A 17180-nucleotide genomic window follows, 5' to 3' on the forward strand; every position below is an offset into this window, starting at 1 on the left:
ACGCAACCCTGTGCCAGGAATCGCCTTATGACAGCTGAGCCCGTAACCCGCTCTCGTCGTTCTCGCCGCAATTCAGGAAAACCCTCGCGTTCGGCTGAGCCGGGGCAAAACCTGCATCTGCGAGTGCCCTATATCACCCGTCGCATTCCCACCTATGATCTTGCCAGCGAGGAAAGCCTGGATCGGATCGAGGCGACGGCGGAACGCATCCTGGCCGAGATCGGCATCGAGGTGCGGGAGGATGCCGAAGCCGTGCGACTGTACCAGCAGGCCGGGGCAACTGTGACTGATGTGTCCGCCGAGGCGTGGAACGTGAGATTCGAGCCGGGAATGGTGCGGGAATTGCTGAGGTCGGCGCCTGCGCGTTTTACCCAATGCGCACGCAACCCGGCCAATAATGTCGAGATCGGCGGCGATGCAATGGTATTCGCGCCGTCTTATGGTTCGCCCTTCGTGATGGATCTGGACAAGGGGCGGCGGTATGGCAGCATCGCCGATTTCGAGAATCTGGTGAAGCTGGCGCAATCCTCGCCCTGGCTGCACCATTCGGGTGGCACCATCTGCGAGCCGACCGATGTTCCGGTGAACAAACGGCACCTCGACATGGTCTATGCTCACATGCGGTATTCAGACCGGGCTTTTCTGGGGTCGATCACCGCGCCTGAACGCGCCGCCGACAGCATCGAGATGTGCCGCATTCTATTCGGGTCTGATTTCGTCGACCAAAATTGCGTGATCATGGGTAACTTCAACACAACCTCGCCGCTGGTTCTGGACGGGGTGACGACTGCGGGAATCCGAACCTATGCCGAGGCGGGGCAGGGTTCAATCCATCTGCCGTTTCTGCTGGGTGGTGCAGTGTCGCCGCTGACCATGGCCGGGGCAGTGGCGCAGTGTCTGGCGGAGTCGATGGCGTCGTGTGCGCTGACCCAGTTGGTGCGGCCGGGTTCGCCTGCCATTCTGGCCGGGTTCCTCTCGTCGATGTCGTTGCGGTCGGGGTCGCCCACCTTTGGCACACCGGAACCCGCGCTTGGTTCCCTGATCATGGGACAGTTGGCTCGACGCCTGAACATGCCGCTGCGTTGTGCGGGCAACTTCTCGACCTCCAAGGCGCCTGACGGGCAAGCGATGCAGCAAGCTATGATGTCGATGATGTCGGCGGTACAGGGCGGGGCCAACTACATTCTGCACTCGGCCGGGTTTGTTGATGGCTTGCTGTCAATGTCCTACGAGAAGTTCGTAATGGACACCGATATGTGCGGCGCACTTCATTCCTATCTGAGGGGTATCGACGTTAACGAGGATACGCTGGGCTTTGAGGCATTGGCGCAGAACGGACCCGGTGAACACCTGTTTGGAACCGATCACACCCTGCGCCACTACGAAACCGCCTATTGGGACAGTGGACTGAACGACGATCAGCCGTTCGAGACATGGGAAGAACAGGGCGGTGTGGATTACGCCCAACGCGCCAACAAGCGTTGGAAAGACCTGCTGAACGCCTATGAGGCGCCCGCCATGGATGAAGCAACCGATGAAGCTTTGAAGGATTTCGTCGCTCGAAAGAAAGCCGCAATGGCCGACGCCTGGTACTGAGGGAAAAGTCATGTCCAAAGACCCGCTGCTGCAGCCCTATCAGTTGAAACACCTGACCCTGCGCAACCGCATCATGACCACCAGTCATGAACCGGCCTATCCCGAGGACGGGATGCCGAAAGCCCGTTACGCCGCCTATCATGCGGAGCGCGCAAAGGCGGGCGTGGCGCTGGCGATGACGGCCGGCTCGGCGGCGGTCTCCAAGGACAGCCCGCCGGTGTTCAACAATATCCTCGCCTACAAGGATGAGGTGGTGCCGTGGATCAGGAATCTGACGGATGCCTGCCACGAACACGGATGCGCGGTAATGATCCAGTTGACCCATCTGGGCCGCCGTACCGGCTGGGCCAAGGGCGACTGGCTGCCGTCGGTCAGTTCGTCGAAACATCGCGAACCTGCGCACAGATCGTTCCCGAAGCTTGCCGAGGACTGGGACATCGAGCGCATTATCTCGGATTTTGCCGATGCCGCCGAACGGATGAAAGAAGGCGGTATGGACGGGATCGAATTGCAGGTCTATGGCCACCTGCTCGACCAGTTTTGGTCGCCGCTCACCAACGATCTGGAAGGTCCTTATGGCGGACAGACACTGGATAGCCGACTGAGGATGCCTCTCGACGTATTGCGCCACATCCGCAAACGGGTAGGCGACGACTTCATTGTCGGCCTGCGTTATACAGCCGACGAGGCAGAGGAGGGCGGCATTTCGCCAGAGGAAGGGCTGGAAATCTCCAAACGCCTTGCCGATAGCGGCATGGTCGATTTTCTCAACGTGATCCGGGGGCGTATTCATACTGACCCGGCGATGACCGATGTGATTCCGGTTCAGGGCATGAAGAATGCGCCGCATCTGGATTTCGCCGGTGAGGTCAGGAAGGCGACCGGCCTGCCAACGTTCCACGCCTCGAAAATCCCCGATGTGGCTACAGCGCGCCATGCCGTTGCCTCGGGCCTGTTGGACATGGTGGGCATGACGCGCGCGCATATGGCGGACCCGCACATCGTCAGAAAGATTGTCGAGGGGCGCGAAGACGATATCCGCCCGTGTGTGGGCGCTACCTATTGCCTTGACCGGATCTATCAGGCCGGAGAGGCGCTGTGCATGCACAATGCCGCCACGGGTCGCGAGCTGACCATGCCGCACGAAATATCACCCGCTGAAACACGCAAGAAAGTGGTGATCGTCGGGGCCGGTCCCGCAGGTTTGGAGGCCGCTCGTGTGGCCGCCGAACGGGGGCATGACGTCACCGTGTTCGAGGCGCAACCCGATCCGGGTGGCCAGGTGCGCCTGACGGCACAGAACCCGCGCCGGCGCGAGATGATCGGCATCATCGATTGGCGCATGGCCCAATGCGCCGCGCGCGACGTCGAATTCCGTTTCAACACCTGGGCCGAGTCCGAGGATATCACCGCGCTGAACCCGGATGTGGTAATCGTGGCGACCGGTGGTATTGCCAACACCGAGTTGTTTGAAAGCAAAAAGGAAAACGACCTTCTGGTCAGTGCCTGGGACATGATTTCGGGTGATGTGAAACCTGGCCAGAACGTGCTTGTCTATGACGAAAGTGGTGATCACCCCGGCCTTATGGCCGCCGAAGTTGCGGCAAGTGCGGGTGCGAAGGTTGAAGTCATGACGCCTGACCGCATGTTTGCGCCCGACATCATGGGGATGAACCTCGTGCCCTATATGCGTGCATTGCAGGATAAGGAAACGACCTTTACTGTCGCGCGCCGACTACTGGACGTTGAGCGTGACGGAAACCAGCTTAGCGCAGTGATTGGTACGGATTACAGCGGCTTCACGTCCGAAAAGACCTATGATCAGGTTGTGGTGAACTATGGCACCATGCCGCTTGCCGACCTTTACTTCGACCTCAAACCGCTGTCGTCGAACGAGGGGGCGGTCGATTATGATGCGCTGATCGCGGGTCTGCCGCAGGAAGTAACACGCAACCCTGAGGGCAACTTCAAACTGTTTCGAATCGGAGATGCCGTCAGTGCCCGCAATACACATGCGGCAATCTATGACGCTCTACGGCTGGTGAAAGACATCTGATACGCATGTTCACAGGTTTGCCATGAGCCTCAAGCACGTCTTCACCCCGGTGCGCTTGCGCCACAAGACCTTGCACAATCGCATCGTCTTTGGCGCACACACGACCAATATGGCGCAGGATGGGGTGCCGGGTGACCAACACCTGGGCTATTATCTGGAGCGCGCCATTGGTGGGGCCGCGATGATCGTGGTAGAGCCGATGCCGGTTCATCCGGCGGCGGTTCTGACCCGCGGCAACTTCCGACATTGCAGCGACGATGTAATCCCGCACTTTGCCCGCCTGACCGAAGCTTGCAAGGCGCAGGGTGCGGTGATGATACAGCAACTGTATCACGTCGGTGCGCATGGGGATTGGGACAACAGTTGGCATGCCAACTGGTCACCTTCGGGCGGTCCCAGCTATCACGATAGTGACGGTAGTCACGAAATGACCGCCGACGAGATCGAGGAGACGATCGAAGGTTTCGTTCAGGCTGCTATCCGATGCCAGAGTGCTGGGTTCGACGGCGTCGAGGTTTGGGCGGCCTATCACTGTCTGCTTGATCAGTTCTGGACGCCATTTTCCAATAAGCGCACGGATGAATGGGGCGGTAGTTTGGAAAACCGAACCCGGTTTTCCCGCGATATCCTGCGCCGCATTCGCGCGGCTTGTGGCGAGGATTTCATTGTAGGCTTGGCGATCAACGACGATGCCGAAGTCGAAGTCTGCCTCAGTCGGGACGAGATGGTCGAGATCATATCTTTGCACGACGCCGAAGGTTTGATGGACTATGTGACTGTTGGTTCAGGAAGCTATTTTGATTTCTACAAGATCTTGCCCAGTTTCCAGTATCCGGAGGGTCTGGGAGTCGACCTGTCGATCCGCCTGAAAAAGGTGGTTCGGAATGCGCTGGTGACGGCTGAGGCCAATATCCGGACGCCTGAGAACGCCAACGCTCTACTAGGGGGTGGGCAGGCCGATCTTGTCTCGATCGTGCGCGGTCAGATCGCGGACCCGCATCTGGTCACCAAGGCCCGAGAGGATCGGGTCGAGGATATTCGCGGCTGTCTGTCCTGCAATCAACAATGCTGGGGACGGCGGGGGCGTGACTATTACATATCGTGCCTGATCAACCCTTCTGCAGGGCATGAGTATCTGTGGGGCGGCGATCGTTTCGCGAAAACCGACGACCCCAAGACCATTCTGGTGGTGGGGGCTGGCCCCGCCGGTCTGGAAACCGCTCGCGTAGCGGCGGAGCGAGGTCATAGGGTTTTACTGGCGGAGGCCTCCTCGGAACTGGGCGGTCAGTTCCGTCTTGCGGGATTGCAACCGCGCAGGGCGCAAATTGCGGATCTTATTGCGTGGTATGGTCGGCAACTGGACAAGTTGGGCGTTGATTTGCGGTTCAACACGTTTCTTGATGCGGATGACATTTCAGGCATCGGTGCGGATCAGGTGGTTCTGGCCACGGGGTCGCTGCCTGCGGAAACCGGGTTTCAAAAGGCGCTGCCGCATGTGGCCGCAATGCCCGGCGCCAGTGGTGCGAATGTCTGGTCGCCCGAGGACGTCATGGGGCGTGCCGCGAGGTTGGGCAAGCGGGTTGTTGTTCTGGATGAGGCCGGAAACTGGCGCGGGATCGGCACGGCTTGGCATTTGGCCGAGGCAGGGCACGACGTAACGATCGTGACACCAAGCCCGATGGTGGCGCGCGACCTGATCCGCTCGGCCACAGATTTGCCCGCGCGCCGGTCACTGACCGCACTTGGCGTGCGGTTCGTCACTGAAAGCGCGATTTCCGAATGGACCGGTTCCGGTGCCAATGTGTTTTGCCTGCTGTCTGGGCGAGAAAGCAGGATCGAGGCAGACTCACTGGTTCTGGCCACGGGCAACATCGTCGACAGAACCCTGCACGATGACCTGCGTTCCAGGGGCATCCATCCTCGTTTGGTCGGTGACGTGTACGCGCCGCGCCTGGCTGCGGCTGCAATATATGAGGGACGGGTGACCGGATTGACCCTATAGCCGGATTGGCTTGTGCCGGCGTGCGGGAGGTGTTTAGGTTTTCCATACATCATCCCGGGTTTCGGAGAGCTTCTCATGGACAGACCTCGTGCCGACCTTGCCGCGTCGAACACGCCGCTTTATCGCCTGCCGCGGCTTTCCGGGCATCTTGGCATCGACCTGTGGATCAAGCGGGATGATCTGGCCGGGGCACCATTTGGTGGCAACAAGTCCCGGCAATTGGAATACTATCTGGGCGCGGCGCAGGCGGCGGATGCCGACACGATACTGATTACCGGTGCGGTCCAGTCGAATTTCGTTCGCACTGCGGCTGCAGCCGCCGCCTCGCTGGGTATGCAGACCGTCGTGCAGCTTGAAGAGCGTGTGAATGGCGTTGACGAGATCTATCGGACCTCTGGCAATGTCCTACTGCTGCGCGTTCTTGGGGCCGAAATCATGCACTACCCTGAAGGCGAGAACGAGGCGGGTGCCGATGCGGCCTTGCGTGCCCGGGCAGAAGAACTGCGCGAGGCGGGGCGTCATCCGTATGTCATTCCTCTCGCGGTGAACAACCCGCCGCTCGGCGCCTTGGGTTATGTCCGGGCCGGACAGGAGATTGTGGCGCAAGCTGGTGATTTCGACACTGTTGTCGTTTCTTCCGGCAGCGGGGCGACCCATACAGGGCTTTTGACCGGATTGCGTGGGGCGGGCGGACAGGCCACCGTCATCGGGAGTTGTGTGCGCCGGTCGCGCGAGTCGCAGAGCCTGCGCATAGCCGAGGTTCTTGACCGGTTGAGCGAGTTGACCGAGCACGCGTCTTCGGTGACGTCGCAGGATATCCGCATCTGGGACGGGGCGCTCGCACCCGGGTATGGGCAATTCGGACCAGCCGCCAAATCTGCAATGGAAATGATGGTGCGGCAGGAAGGTATTCTGCTTGACCCAGTCTATACGGCCAAGGCCTTTGCGGCCATCCCGGCCCTAACGGCGAGTGGAGAAATCGCGCAAGGAAGTCGGGTTCTGTTCGTGCACACGGGCGGTCTGGCTGCGTTGTTCGGTTATCAATCCGGCCTGGAAGCAGCATTCTGAGGGATTTCAGTCTCGTCTTCGATGGCGGAGATATCTGGGTGCGCGCCGATACTGTCCAGGAGTGCGACAACCTCGGTCTGCCAACCCTCCTTGATCTTTTTAGCAAGTTGCGAGAGCGGTCGATAAAGCGGGGTCAGGATCACGTATTCGTACCTGAAAATGTCGGGCATCGGGCGAAAGACGACCTCGCCTCGAGTCGTGTTGGTTTCTTGTTCGTTGACGACCGTCAGGGGGTCGACGATGGACAGGCAGCGCCCTGCGCTGATGAATTGCATCAAGGGGGCGAAAAACTGGCTGTCAAGAAGTATGTTCGGCGTGGCTCCGGCGTCGCGCAGAGCCTTGAGAGTTCGTTGGTGCATCACGTGATAGCTCTGCAATGTGCCCAGCGGAACACTGTCCAGATCCTGACAGGAAATCGTGTCGCGCTCGGCCAGAGGGTGGCAGCGGGGTAGCGCGCAAAAACAGTTTGCGGTGATAAGTTCCTGCTGAAATGTGCGGTCGTCGCCCGGGCCGACCGCAAGATCGGCAAAACCAAAGTCGAAAGCCTGCGTCGCTGCCAATTCGCGGATTTGCATTGAGGTCCGTGATGACAGGGACACGCGAATATCTGGCACATCGCCGATAGCGCGACTGATAAATCGTGGCAACAGAAACGCCGAAGGACCTGGCATCGACGCAATGTTCAAAGTTCCGCGCTCGCCTCTGACCAGACTTTTCATGGTTCCGGCCACTGTGGATAGACGATCCAGAATATCGCTGGTTTCGGCAAGAAGATAGCGGGCCTCGGGTACCGGAACCAGTTGGCGACCCCGACGTTCGAACAGTTTCAAACCCAGCGAATCTTCCAAAGATCGAATCGCCAGGCTGACCGCAGGTTGGGTCCTGCCCAGTTTCTGTGCTGCCTCAGACAGAGATGACGAGTTCATGACAGCGCGAAACGCAGTGATTTGGGATAGATTCATCGTAAATCCATAAGGAAAACTTTGCCTAACCTAAAGTAATCAAATTTGCATTTATTTAAAAGTTCGATCATCGTTTCAGAATAAGGATCGTGACCTAACGTCCAATCACACCAAAGGGAGACAAAAATGGCTTTCATCAGAAATCTTGGCGGAGCTGTTCTGGCAGCCACTCTGGCAGCTGGCGCAGCTTATGCTCAGGACCCGACCTTCTTCCGCATTGGCACGGGCAGTGCAGGCGGCACCTATTTCCCCATTGGCGGCACCATCGCAAACGGCATCTCGTCCCCTCCGGGCTCGCGCCCTTGTGAGGAAGGTGGCCAGTGCGGCGTGCCGGGCCTGATCGCCATCGCACAATCGACCACCGCGTCCGTGTTCAACAATACCGCTGTCGAGAACGGCGAGCTTGAAGCTGGTCTGGCGGCTGCGGACGTCACGCGTTCGATGTATCTGGGCGAAGGCAAGTTCGAAGGCAAGCCGCATCCCAAGCTGCGTATCGTCGCGAACCTGTTCCCCGAAGACCTGCACCTGGTTCTGCCCAAGGGTACGTCGATCAGCAACCTTGGCGATCTGGCAGATAAACGCGTGGGCATCGCTCAGGCGGGATCGGGAACCCAAGTTGCAGTCCTGCAGATGCTCGAGGCCTGGGGCGTGACCCGCGACAACATGGAAGAGGCCGAACTGAACAACAGCCAGTCGGCCGAACGTCTGGCTGACGGTCAGCTTGACGGCTATTTCTATGCGGCCGGTTGGCCGGTTTCGGCGATGGTTCAGCTCGCCTCGACCAAAGGTATGGACCTGCACAGCTTCACCGACGAGGATCTTGCCAAGATCAATGAGATCATCCCGGCCTATATCCCGTCAAAGATTCCGGCCGGTGTCTATGAAGGTGTCGACTATGAAGTGAAAACCCCGGCGGTTTCGGCATTGCTGGTGGTTTCGTCCGACCTGTCCGACGAACTGGTCTATGGCATCACCAAGGCAATGTGGAACGACAACACCCGCAATTTGTTGGATAACGGCCACGCCAAGGGCAAGCAAATCACACTGGATACCGCGCTTGACGGGATCGCAAATCTGGGCGTCCCGCTGCACCCGGGTGCCGAGAAGTTCTACAAAGAAGCTGGCGTTCTGGAGTAACCCCTCTCTCCTCGGTTATTCCAAGTCCTGGGCGGCGGGCGTAAGCTGCGCCGCCCAATCAATCCCACACCACACTTGATGCGAGAGGGCGGGCCATGAGCAACGCGCCAAACCACGAGTCTCCGGAACTGTCCGCCGAAGAGCTGGCCGCAATCGAAGAGAAATTCGACGAAGGTGCCGCGACACGCGAAGTTTCGGACCGGTTCGGAAAGTTCCTGCGTTATGTGGCCCTGATCTATGCCACGTACCACTATCTGACCGCAGGGTTTGGACTGCCGCCTGATTATTGGCACATGGGTTGGCACCTGTCGGGGTTGTTTATCCTGATTTACGCGTTGTTCCCGCATATCAAGACCAAAACTTCGTTCGACCTGAAAACCGGTGCGTTCCATCTGGGCGGCGTGCCCTATCTGGATGTGATGCTGATGGTTTTGGGCGTGGCGGCCTCACTTTATCTGGGGTTCGCCTGGCATGGTATTCCCTTCCTTGGTGTAGAAGAAATGACCTTCAGGATGGGAAATCCGAACACCTATGACATGATATTCGGCTGCATCCTGATCGTTCTGGTTCTCGATATTGCGCGCCGGACGCTGGGTTGGATTCTGCCGCTGATCATCTGCTGTTTTATGGCCTATGCGCTGTTCGGTCCGATCTTTCCGGGCATCCTTCAGCATCCTGGCGTCAAATTTAAAACATTCGTCAGCTCGATGTACTTCCCGCAGGAAGGCATTTTTGGCGTCACGCTCTGGGTCGTCTCGACGATCGTTTTCCACTTTGTCCTGTTCGGTGTGATTGCGCAGCGCACCGGGTTGGGGCAGCTCTTCATTGACAATGCCACCATTCTGGCGGGCCGCTATACCGGTGGCCCGGCTAAGGTGTCGGTGGTTTCGTCCGCCTTTTTCGGTACGATTTCGGGTTCTTCGGTGGCGAACACCGTCTCGACCGGGGCGCTGACCATTCCGAACATGAAACGGCTTGGCTACCCAGGCCATTTCGCAGGCGGGGTCGAGGCGGCGGCGTCGGCGGGTGGGCAGATCACGCCACCGATCATGGGCGCTGCGGCCTTCATCATGGCTGAATTCCTGGAAGTGCCGTATACCACGATTGTCATTGCGGCGATCTTTCCGGCGCTGTTGCACTATACCGGCGTCTTCACAGTGGTGCATCTGATGGCGCGCCGCCTGAACCTGCAGGGTCTGTCCAAGGAAATGCTGCCGAAGCTTGGCGAAGTGTGGCGCGAAGGCTGGGCCAACATCGTTCCGCTGGTCGGGCTTTTGGTGGTTCTGTTCTCGGGGTACACCCCCTATATGTCTGCGTTCTGCGGTATATCCCTGGCACTGATCGCTGGTATGGCCCGCTACAAAGAGCCGCTGACTCTGCCAATTCCCGCAGCGTTCATCGCCTTTGTACTGTGGAAATATGCCGGCGATGGCTTTGATCTGACGATGTCCCTCATCCTCATTGCGGGATCGGTCATCGCCACATTCAACCCACAGGGCCGCACGACAATCACGGAAATGGCGGATACGCTTGAAACCGGCGTGAAATACGCGCTGGCCGTGGGCGCGGCCTCGGCAGCTGTCGGCATCGTCATCGGTGTGATCAACACCACCGGCGTCGGGTTCCGGATCGGTTTCATGGTTACGCAGGCCGCAGCGAACCTTGGCGGTGATCTCAACAGCCTTCTGACTTTCGGCAGCTTCGAGTTGTTCGCAGTCGAGGATCTGACGCTCTTCATCAGCCTGATCTTCATCGCTGTTGCCTGTATCCTGATGGGGGCGGGGGTGCCGACCACGGCGCTTTACATCATGCTGGTTTCGGTGGCTCAGCCCGCGTTGGCACAGCTTGGCATCCCACCGATCGCGAGTCATATGTTCGTGTTGTACTATGGCGTAGTGGCTGAGATCACCCCGCCGGTTTGTACCTCGGCTTACGCGGCTGCGGCCATTGCCAACTCCAACCCGTTCCGGACCGGCTTGTCGGCCTTCTCGCTGGGATTGGGAAAGGTGGTGGCTCCAATGGCGTTCGTCTATGCGCCGGTGCTGCTGTTCGTCTCATCGACCGGCTTCAACTTCGTCGAGTTCAGCTATACGGCCACCAGTTGCATTGCGGGTGTCATCGCCCTGTCGACGGCAGTCGTGGGTTACTGGCTGGCACCGATGGGTGTGTTCTATCGGATCCTGATGGCAATCTCGGGTCTTGTTTTCATCGCTCCATCGCTGCAGGCCGATCTGGTGGCGCTTGCAATTGCCAGCCCGGCAATCCTAAGCCAGATCATCGCCCGACGGGCGCAAACTTCCGTGGCGTAACTCGATGGAAAAGGATGTCACCATTCTCGGTGCAGGTGTTGTTGGCATCTGCACCGCCCTCTCCCTCGCTGAGCGCGGCGTCGCGGCGCGACTGATTGACCGGGGCGATCCTGGGCAAGAGACCTCTTTTGGCAATGCCGGCGTCATCTCGCCATGGTCCATCATCCCGCAGGCTCTGCCGGGGACGTGGAAACAGATGCCCCATTTGCTGTTCGGCAAATACAGACCACTGGCCGTACGCACGACATTCTGGCCCAGGATGGCGCGTTGGGGTCTGGCGTTTTTGAGTAACGGAACCGAAGCCCGTGTGCAGCGGGCCGCCGATGCGATGGAGGTGCTGTGCGGCCCTTCGATCGACCTTTATCGTCGGCATCTGCAAGGCACCGGGGCAGAAGGTTTGGTGCGCGACAGTTGTTATATCCACGCCTTTCGCGAGGGCGACAAGGCTTCGCTGCGGTCTCTGGACTATCGCATTCGCCAAGAAAAGGGCGCGCGTCTTGAACTGGTGGGGGTGGATGAATTGCGCCGGATTGAGCCTGCTTTGTCGCACGATTTCAAGGCGGCCGTTCTGATCCACGATCAGGCCCGCGCCCTTTCACCGGGGCGTATTGGCGCGGCCCTGGCCGACAAGGCTCGTTCGCTTGGTGTCGAAATTGTCAAGGAGCAGGTCACCGGCCTGATGCGTACCGATCTGGGGTGGCGCATTTCCTGCAATGCGGGTGTTTATGAAGCCTCCCGGGTGGTGATCGCGATGGGGGCGTGGTCGCCCGAGATCCTGCGGCCTTTGGGTATCAACGTACCGCTGGTGGCCGAGCGTGGATATCACCTGGAGTTTTCTGCTCCGGGGATTGAGGTGAACAATTCGGTCATGGATACCGATGCCAAGATCGTGGCATCCAGCATGGAAGGCGGTATGCGTATCGCTGGACAAGCCGAATTCGGCGATGTGAACGACCCACCAGATCCTCGCAAGCAACCCCGAATGCTGGCGCAGGCCAAGGCCGCCTTTCCGGATCTCGCGACCGATCGCCCGAGTTTCTGGATGGGTCGCCGCCCGACCTTTCCTGACAGCCTGCCAATGATCGGCGAATTTGATGATCAACCGGGCCTGTTTGCGGGCTTTGGTCATTCTCACTGGGGATTGATGATGGCACCGAAAACCGGGGAACTGCTGGCGGACATACTGTCGGGGCGCAGTAACAACATTGATTGCTCGGCCTATTCCACGGGCCGCTTTTCCCGCGGACTGATCCCAACAACGGACCTTTGACCATGACAGTCACAAACACCCCGATCGGCATACTTTGTCTCGATACACATTTCGCCAAACCACCCGGCCATATCCGGTGCAGTGAAAGCTTGCCATTCCCGACGGTCAAACGGATCGTGCGAGGCACAACCATCCGCGAGTTGCTGGAACGACCCAGTATCGAGTTCTTCTCACCCTTTCTGGACGCGGCAAGGGAACTGGAGGCTCAGGGATGCGCCGCCATCACCGGCAGCTGTGGATTCATGGCGTTGTTTCACCGCGAGTTGGCAGCACAGGTTTCGATACCCGTGTTTTCTTCCAGCCTGATCCAGATCCCGTTGATGCACCAGATGGCAGGGCAGCGTGGCAAGGTCGGTGTGATCACTGCCCGCAAATCGGCGCTGACACAGGCGCATATGGATGCAGTCGGGGCGGGAACGACGCCCGTCGCCATTGCGGGGATGGAAGAACAGCCGGAATTCCGGGACGTGATCCTTGATGACAATCGGCCGGAAATCGACCAAGAGGTACTGGCTCAGGAACTCGCCACTGTTGGCCGTCAACTGGTAGCAGACAATCCGGATGTCAATTCGATCGTTCTGGAATGTACCGACCTTCCGCCGTATGCGCACCGCCTGCAAGAAGTGTTGGGATTGCCTATAGCCGACCTGACGACATTGGCGACAATGGTCCACAACATCGTGACGCGCAGCCCATATGCAGGCCAGATCAGGTACGACTGAAAAGGGTTCGGCTTGAGCTGAATATGTTGATCTGGATGAAATTCTTCTGATTACTGTGCTCAGGTCGGGCCGGAAAACAGGAATTCATCATGCGGACCAGCGAATGCGCCACCCCCGCGACCACGCCGCGTACCCGCGCCAAGGCGCGGCATATTCTTGATAACTACTATATCGGCCCGTCGCGTGATGGCGCTGTGCTTGAGATCTGGGGCTATTCCGATTGCTACACCTATCGTCCCGGCGAGCGGCTTGCACTGCGCGTTTCGACGACGGGCGATTCCTGGGATGTCGAGATCGGACGCGACGGCGCCCGCTACGCCCCTCTTTTTCATCGAACCGATCTGCCAGGCACACATCACCCTACGCCTGTCGACTGTTCCGTTGAAGGATGCGGTTGGCCAGTCGAGTTTGAGTTCGACATTCCGCAGGACTGGATGGAGGGTGGATATCTGGTTACCCTGCGCGCCCGCCGGGGTGCGGACATGGTCGAAGAGCATCACCTGTTTTTCTTGCGTAGGGCAACCGATCGCCCGGCAGCACCTTTCGTTCTGGTTTGCGCTACGGGGACATGGCTGGCCTACAATTGCTGGGGCGGATCGAACCACTATGAAGGTATCACCGGTCCAGACGGTAACGCGTTTTCCCCCGTTGTTTCGACGCAGCGCCCGTGGACGCGAGGGTTCTGCAAACTGCCCGAAGGCGCGCCGCGCGCTTTGCCGGAAAAACCACACGTGCCGGGAGGGATGGTTCGCTATCCGTACATGGAATGGGCCTATGCCTATGGGTACTCAAAGAAATATGCCTCTGCTGGTTGGGCCAGTTACGAACGCCACTTTGCCCGCTGGGCCGAAGCGCAGGGGTATGAGTTTGAAATCGTTACGCAGCACGATCTGGAAATGGACCCAGACCTTTTGAATGCGCATCGCTGCGCCGTGTTTGTAGGCCATGACGAGTACTGGAGCGCAAACATGCGCCGCGCAGTGGACCGGTTTGTCGAACGCGGCGGCAACGTCGCCCGATTCGCGGGTAACTTCCTGTGGCAGACCCGGATCGAGGACGAAGGAAGAAGGCAGATCTGCTACAAATACACCGCGCGTGACTGCGACCCGGTTATGGGCACCGATCACGAGGTTCTGGTGACCGGCGCGTGGGAGGCTGCGCCAGTGAAATGGCCCGGATCACAAACATTCGGGGCGAACGGGTTGATGGGGGTTTATGCTGGTCTGGGGCGGTGCGCAGGGCAGGGCAGCGGCGGGTTCACTACCTACCGACCTGGACACTGGGCGCTGGAGGGTACCCAACTGGGCTATGGCGACGTACTGGGGGCCGGATCGCGCATCTTTGGCTATGAGGTCGATGGGCTGGACTATCGGATGGAGGATGGGTTGCCATTTCCAACCGGTGCAGACGGCACCGATCAAAACGTCGAGATCATCGCGATGGGTCTGGCTACGAATGTGGAACCGGAACATGGTGTATGGGGTGAGACGATTTACATCGGTTCCGACGATGCCGCGTTCAAAGCGCTTGCCATGTTTGGGGAGCTTAGTGACAAAACTCTGGACCGGGCAGTGCGCGGCAACGGGGTGATCGTGTATTGGGAACGCGGTCAGGGGGCGGTATTCAACGCCGCCACCTGCGAGTGGGTCATGGGCCTTGCGCGCCAAGACTGGCAGGTCGAATGCGTTACGCGCAACGTGCTTGACCGCTTTGGTACGCCCGCCGCCTAGCCTGAACGCCACCCTGCTTCACGCAGTGCGTGCCCGTAACTGGGTGCTGTGCGCATTCTGTGACCCAGCCCTTTGCTGAGCAGCAATTTGTGCAGTTTTGGCAAGTTGTAACAGGGCACATGCATGATCATGTGATGTTCCAGATGGTAGTTGACCCAATAGGGGGCCACCAGCAATCGCGCTACTGGACCGGCAAAGGTTGTGCGGACGTTTTGCAACGGGTTTTCTGATTTTTCGGTCGCTCCGTGTTCCGCGATGTTGCGGATGCGCAAGACGAACTGAAACCATGTGAGATAGGGTAGCAACCAGAAGGCAAGTCCCCACCACCACTGGCCCGCCAGCCCCATGACGAACATGATGCCCAGAAAAATTGGGAGGGATTTCCAAAGTTGGGCCGCATTGAAGCTTTGGGCGAAATCCGAGGCCGCCGCTTCGACTGCATCCTTGTCCCCCGCAAGTCGAAACGACATCACGATCTGGCCCCAAAGCTGTTTCAACCCCGTTCGCCCTGTCAGGTCGCGTGTGAACTTACGCCGCATCGAGGCATGTGAGGTCGGAAACTTTGAGGACAGGACCAGATCGGGGTCTTTTTCGGTTTGGGTAAAGCGATGATGGGTAAGGTGATAGTGACGATAAGCCTCAAGCTCCGCCAGAATAGGCCTGCCGCACAGCCACTCGCCGACCAATTCGTTCAAACGCTTGTTGCGGAACAAGGCATTGTGGGCTGCATCATGCATCAAAATCGCCAGCCCAAGTTGGCGCGATCCGATGACAACCACGGCAAGTAGGAAAGTCAGAGGGTTCGGCCAAAGTGCAAAAACAATCAGCGCCGCCGCGATTGTTCCCCAGCAATGAACCACCAGACACACACCCATGCGATCTGAGCGTTGCGCCAGAGGACGAATCTCTTCGGTAGTCAGATAGGCCTTTCCGGGTGTCATCACGGCGCCTCCCGGTCGGAAACGTCTCAGATTCGGGCTGCGCCTGTCAATTTCGCCGCAGCGTCACTACTGCGTCGGCAGCCGCGTCATAGGCACTCGTTAACCATTGGTTTGCGACAACGTTCCCCGGAGCCACCCGGCCCGCGGAACCCTGCACAGACCCACACAAAAATCGTGGCCCCTGACGCGGCTGCAGCCATTACAGCCTCTGGTGCGTGCAAATCGTTTGCGACTGCCCCCACCAGTCCCACAAGGATTAACCCAACCCCCTCTAAGCCCAGAGCGTTCAGTAGCTTTCCGCCATGTGCTCTGATCTTCATCGGGTTTGCCCCCCTCATGTTGCCAATCTGGCTGAGGGTAGATTTGCCCGAAACCTGTGGTTGCGTAAGTGAACCAGATCACAATCGGTGGATTTTTTTAAAATTTCTTTCAGCGCCAGTCGAAAAAGCCTTGGCCAGCCTGGTCCAGAAGGCGACTTGCCATGGCACGACCCATCTCGCTGCCGTCTTCGACAGGCCCGGTGACATCATCAGCAATCGATTCAGAACCGTCTGGCCTGAGGACTTCGCCGCGCAGACGAAGATTGGCGCCCCGCAATTCAGCCAAACCGGCAATTGGTGTTTCGCACGAGCCGTCGAGCGCGGCCAGCAATGCGCGTTCAGCAGCCAGTCTTTGGCCGGTTTCTGCGTGGTGAATCGCCTCAAGCATCTCGGCGGCGCGGAGGTCATCTGCGCGTCGTTCGATCCCGATCGTACCCTGCGCGATGGCGGGCAGCATGTCATTGGGAGAAATTGCGGTCGCGGGAACATCGGTCATGTCCAGCCGCCGAATACCGGCCATGGCAAGAAATGTGCAGTCAGCAACGCCTTCGGCCAGTTTTTTCAACCGGGTCTGCACGTTGCCCCGAAATTCCACTACCTTCAGATCGGGGCGGCGATTCAGAAGCTGTGCCCGGCGGCGCAGTGACGAAGTTCCGACGACAGCTCCCTGGGGCAGATCGTGGATCGATGCGAGCGACGGAGAGATGAACGCGTCCCGCACGTCCTCGCGCGGCAGAAATGTATCGAGCACCAGACCGTGGGGTTGTTCGACCGGCATATCCTTGGTCGAGTGAACGGCGATGTCGATTGAGCCCTGCAACATAGCCTCTTCTATTTCCTTGGTGAACAGACCCTTGTTGCCAATCTCTTTCAGCGGACGGTCGGCGTCGATCATGGCACGGTTGTCGCCGGTGGTCTTGATGACCACGATTTCGAACGCGTCATTGGGCAGGTCGAACGCCTCGCTCAGCCGATTGCGGGTTTCATGGGCCTGGGCCAGCGCCAGCGGCGAACCACGGGTGCCGATCTTCAGCGGCGAAGCGGGGGAGGGTAAGTTCGAAATCATG

At 59.0% G+C, this 17180-nt stretch carries 12 protein-coding genes; 9 read left to right on the top strand and 3 right to left on the bottom strand.

What is annotated here, in order from left to right; genetic code table 11:
- Window positions 1-27: 27 nt before the first annotated feature.
- From AC2FMY_RS18750 to AC2FMY_RS18765, 4 genes are all read left to right on the top strand, one after another.
- Window positions 28-1596, top strand: a complete 1569-nt coding sequence (locus AC2FMY_RS18750) for a trimethylamine methyltransferase family protein (RefSeq protein ID WP_480748049.1) — start codon at window positions 28-30, stop codon at window positions 1594-1596.
- 10 nt (window positions 1597-1606) lie between these two features.
- Complete coding sequence (locus tag AC2FMY_RS18755) at window positions 1607-3652, top strand: FAD-dependent oxidoreductase (protein ID WP_496745029.1); 2046 nt, start codon at window positions 1607-1609, stop codon at window positions 3650-3652.
- A 22-nt stretch (window positions 3653-3674) separates the two neighbouring features.
- Entirely contained in the window at window positions 3675-5654 is a 1980-nt protein-coding gene (locus AC2FMY_RS18760; RefSeq protein ID WP_496745027.1) for an oxidoreductase, read from the top strand.
- Between the two features lie 75 nt (window positions 5655-5729).
- Complete coding sequence (locus AC2FMY_RS18765; protein WP_496745024.1) at window positions 5730-6722, top strand: D-cysteine desulfhydrase family protein; 993 nt, start codon at window positions 5730-5732, stop codon at window positions 6720-6722.
- On the opposite strand, the gene AC2FMY_RS18770 is transcribed toward AC2FMY_RS18765, so the two are convergent.
- Window positions 6695-7684, bottom strand: coding sequence for a LysR family transcriptional regulator (locus tag AC2FMY_RS18770; protein WP_496745023.1), 990 nt, complete (start codon window positions 7682-7684; stop codon window positions 6695-6697). The two genes, AC2FMY_RS18765 and AC2FMY_RS18770, sit on opposite strands and share 28 nt — an antisense overlap.
- Before the next feature lie 126 nt (window positions 7685-7810).
- Here AC2FMY_RS18770 and AC2FMY_RS18775 point away from each other — a divergent pair, with 126 nt between their 5' ends.
- The 5 genes from AC2FMY_RS18775 (at window position 7811) to AC2FMY_RS18795 (ending at window position 14852) form a co-directional block, all read left to right on the top strand.
- The gene (locus tag AC2FMY_RS18775; protein WP_496745021.1) at window positions 7811-8821 is read left to right on the top strand and encodes a TAXI family TRAP transporter solute-binding subunit; all 1011 of its coding nucleotides are present in this window, start codon (window positions 7811-7813) and stop codon (window positions 8819-8821) included.
- A 95-nt stretch (window positions 8822-8916) separates the two neighbouring features.
- Window positions 8917-11130, top strand: a complete 2214-nt coding sequence (locus AC2FMY_RS18780) for a TRAP transporter permease (protein ID WP_480748043.1) — start codon at window positions 8917-8919, stop codon at window positions 11128-11130.
- Window positions 11131-11134: 4 nt separating this feature from the next.
- Window positions 11135-12400, top strand: a complete 1266-nt coding sequence (locus AC2FMY_RS18785; RefSeq protein WP_496745019.1) for an NAD(P)/FAD-dependent oxidoreductase — start codon at window positions 11135-11137, stop codon at window positions 12398-12400.
- Between the two features lie 2 nt (window positions 12401-12402).
- Window positions 12403-13122, top strand: coding sequence for an aspartate/glutamate racemase family protein (locus AC2FMY_RS18790; RefSeq protein WP_480748041.1), 720 nt, complete (start codon window positions 12403-12405; stop codon window positions 13120-13122).
- Window positions 13123-13211: 89 nt separating this feature from the next.
- Window positions 13212-14852: a N,N-dimethylformamidase beta subunit family domain-containing protein gene (locus AC2FMY_RS18795; protein WP_496745017.1), complete on the top strand. Its 1641-nt coding sequence runs from the start codon at window positions 13212-13214 to the stop codon at window positions 14850-14852.
- Here AC2FMY_RS18795 and AC2FMY_RS18800 read toward each other — a convergent pair.
- Together AC2FMY_RS18800 and hemC are read right to left on the bottom strand one after the other, a co-directional pair.
- Entirely contained in the window at window positions 14849-15793 is a 945-nt protein-coding gene (locus AC2FMY_RS18800; RefSeq protein ID WP_496745015.1) for a fatty acid desaturase family protein, read from the bottom strand. The two genes, AC2FMY_RS18795 and AC2FMY_RS18800, sit on opposite strands and share 4 nt — an antisense overlap.
- 429 nt (window positions 15794-16222) lie before the next feature.
- On the bottom strand, window positions 16223-17179 hold the full coding sequence (gene hemC / locus AC2FMY_RS18805) for a hydroxymethylbilane synthase (RefSeq protein ID WP_496745013.1): 957 nt from the start codon (window positions 17177-17179) through the stop codon (window positions 16223-16225).
- Between the last annotated feature and the right edge of the window lies 1 nt (window position 17180).

The organism is Ruegeria sp. YKSE079 (genome assembly GCF_059612845.1).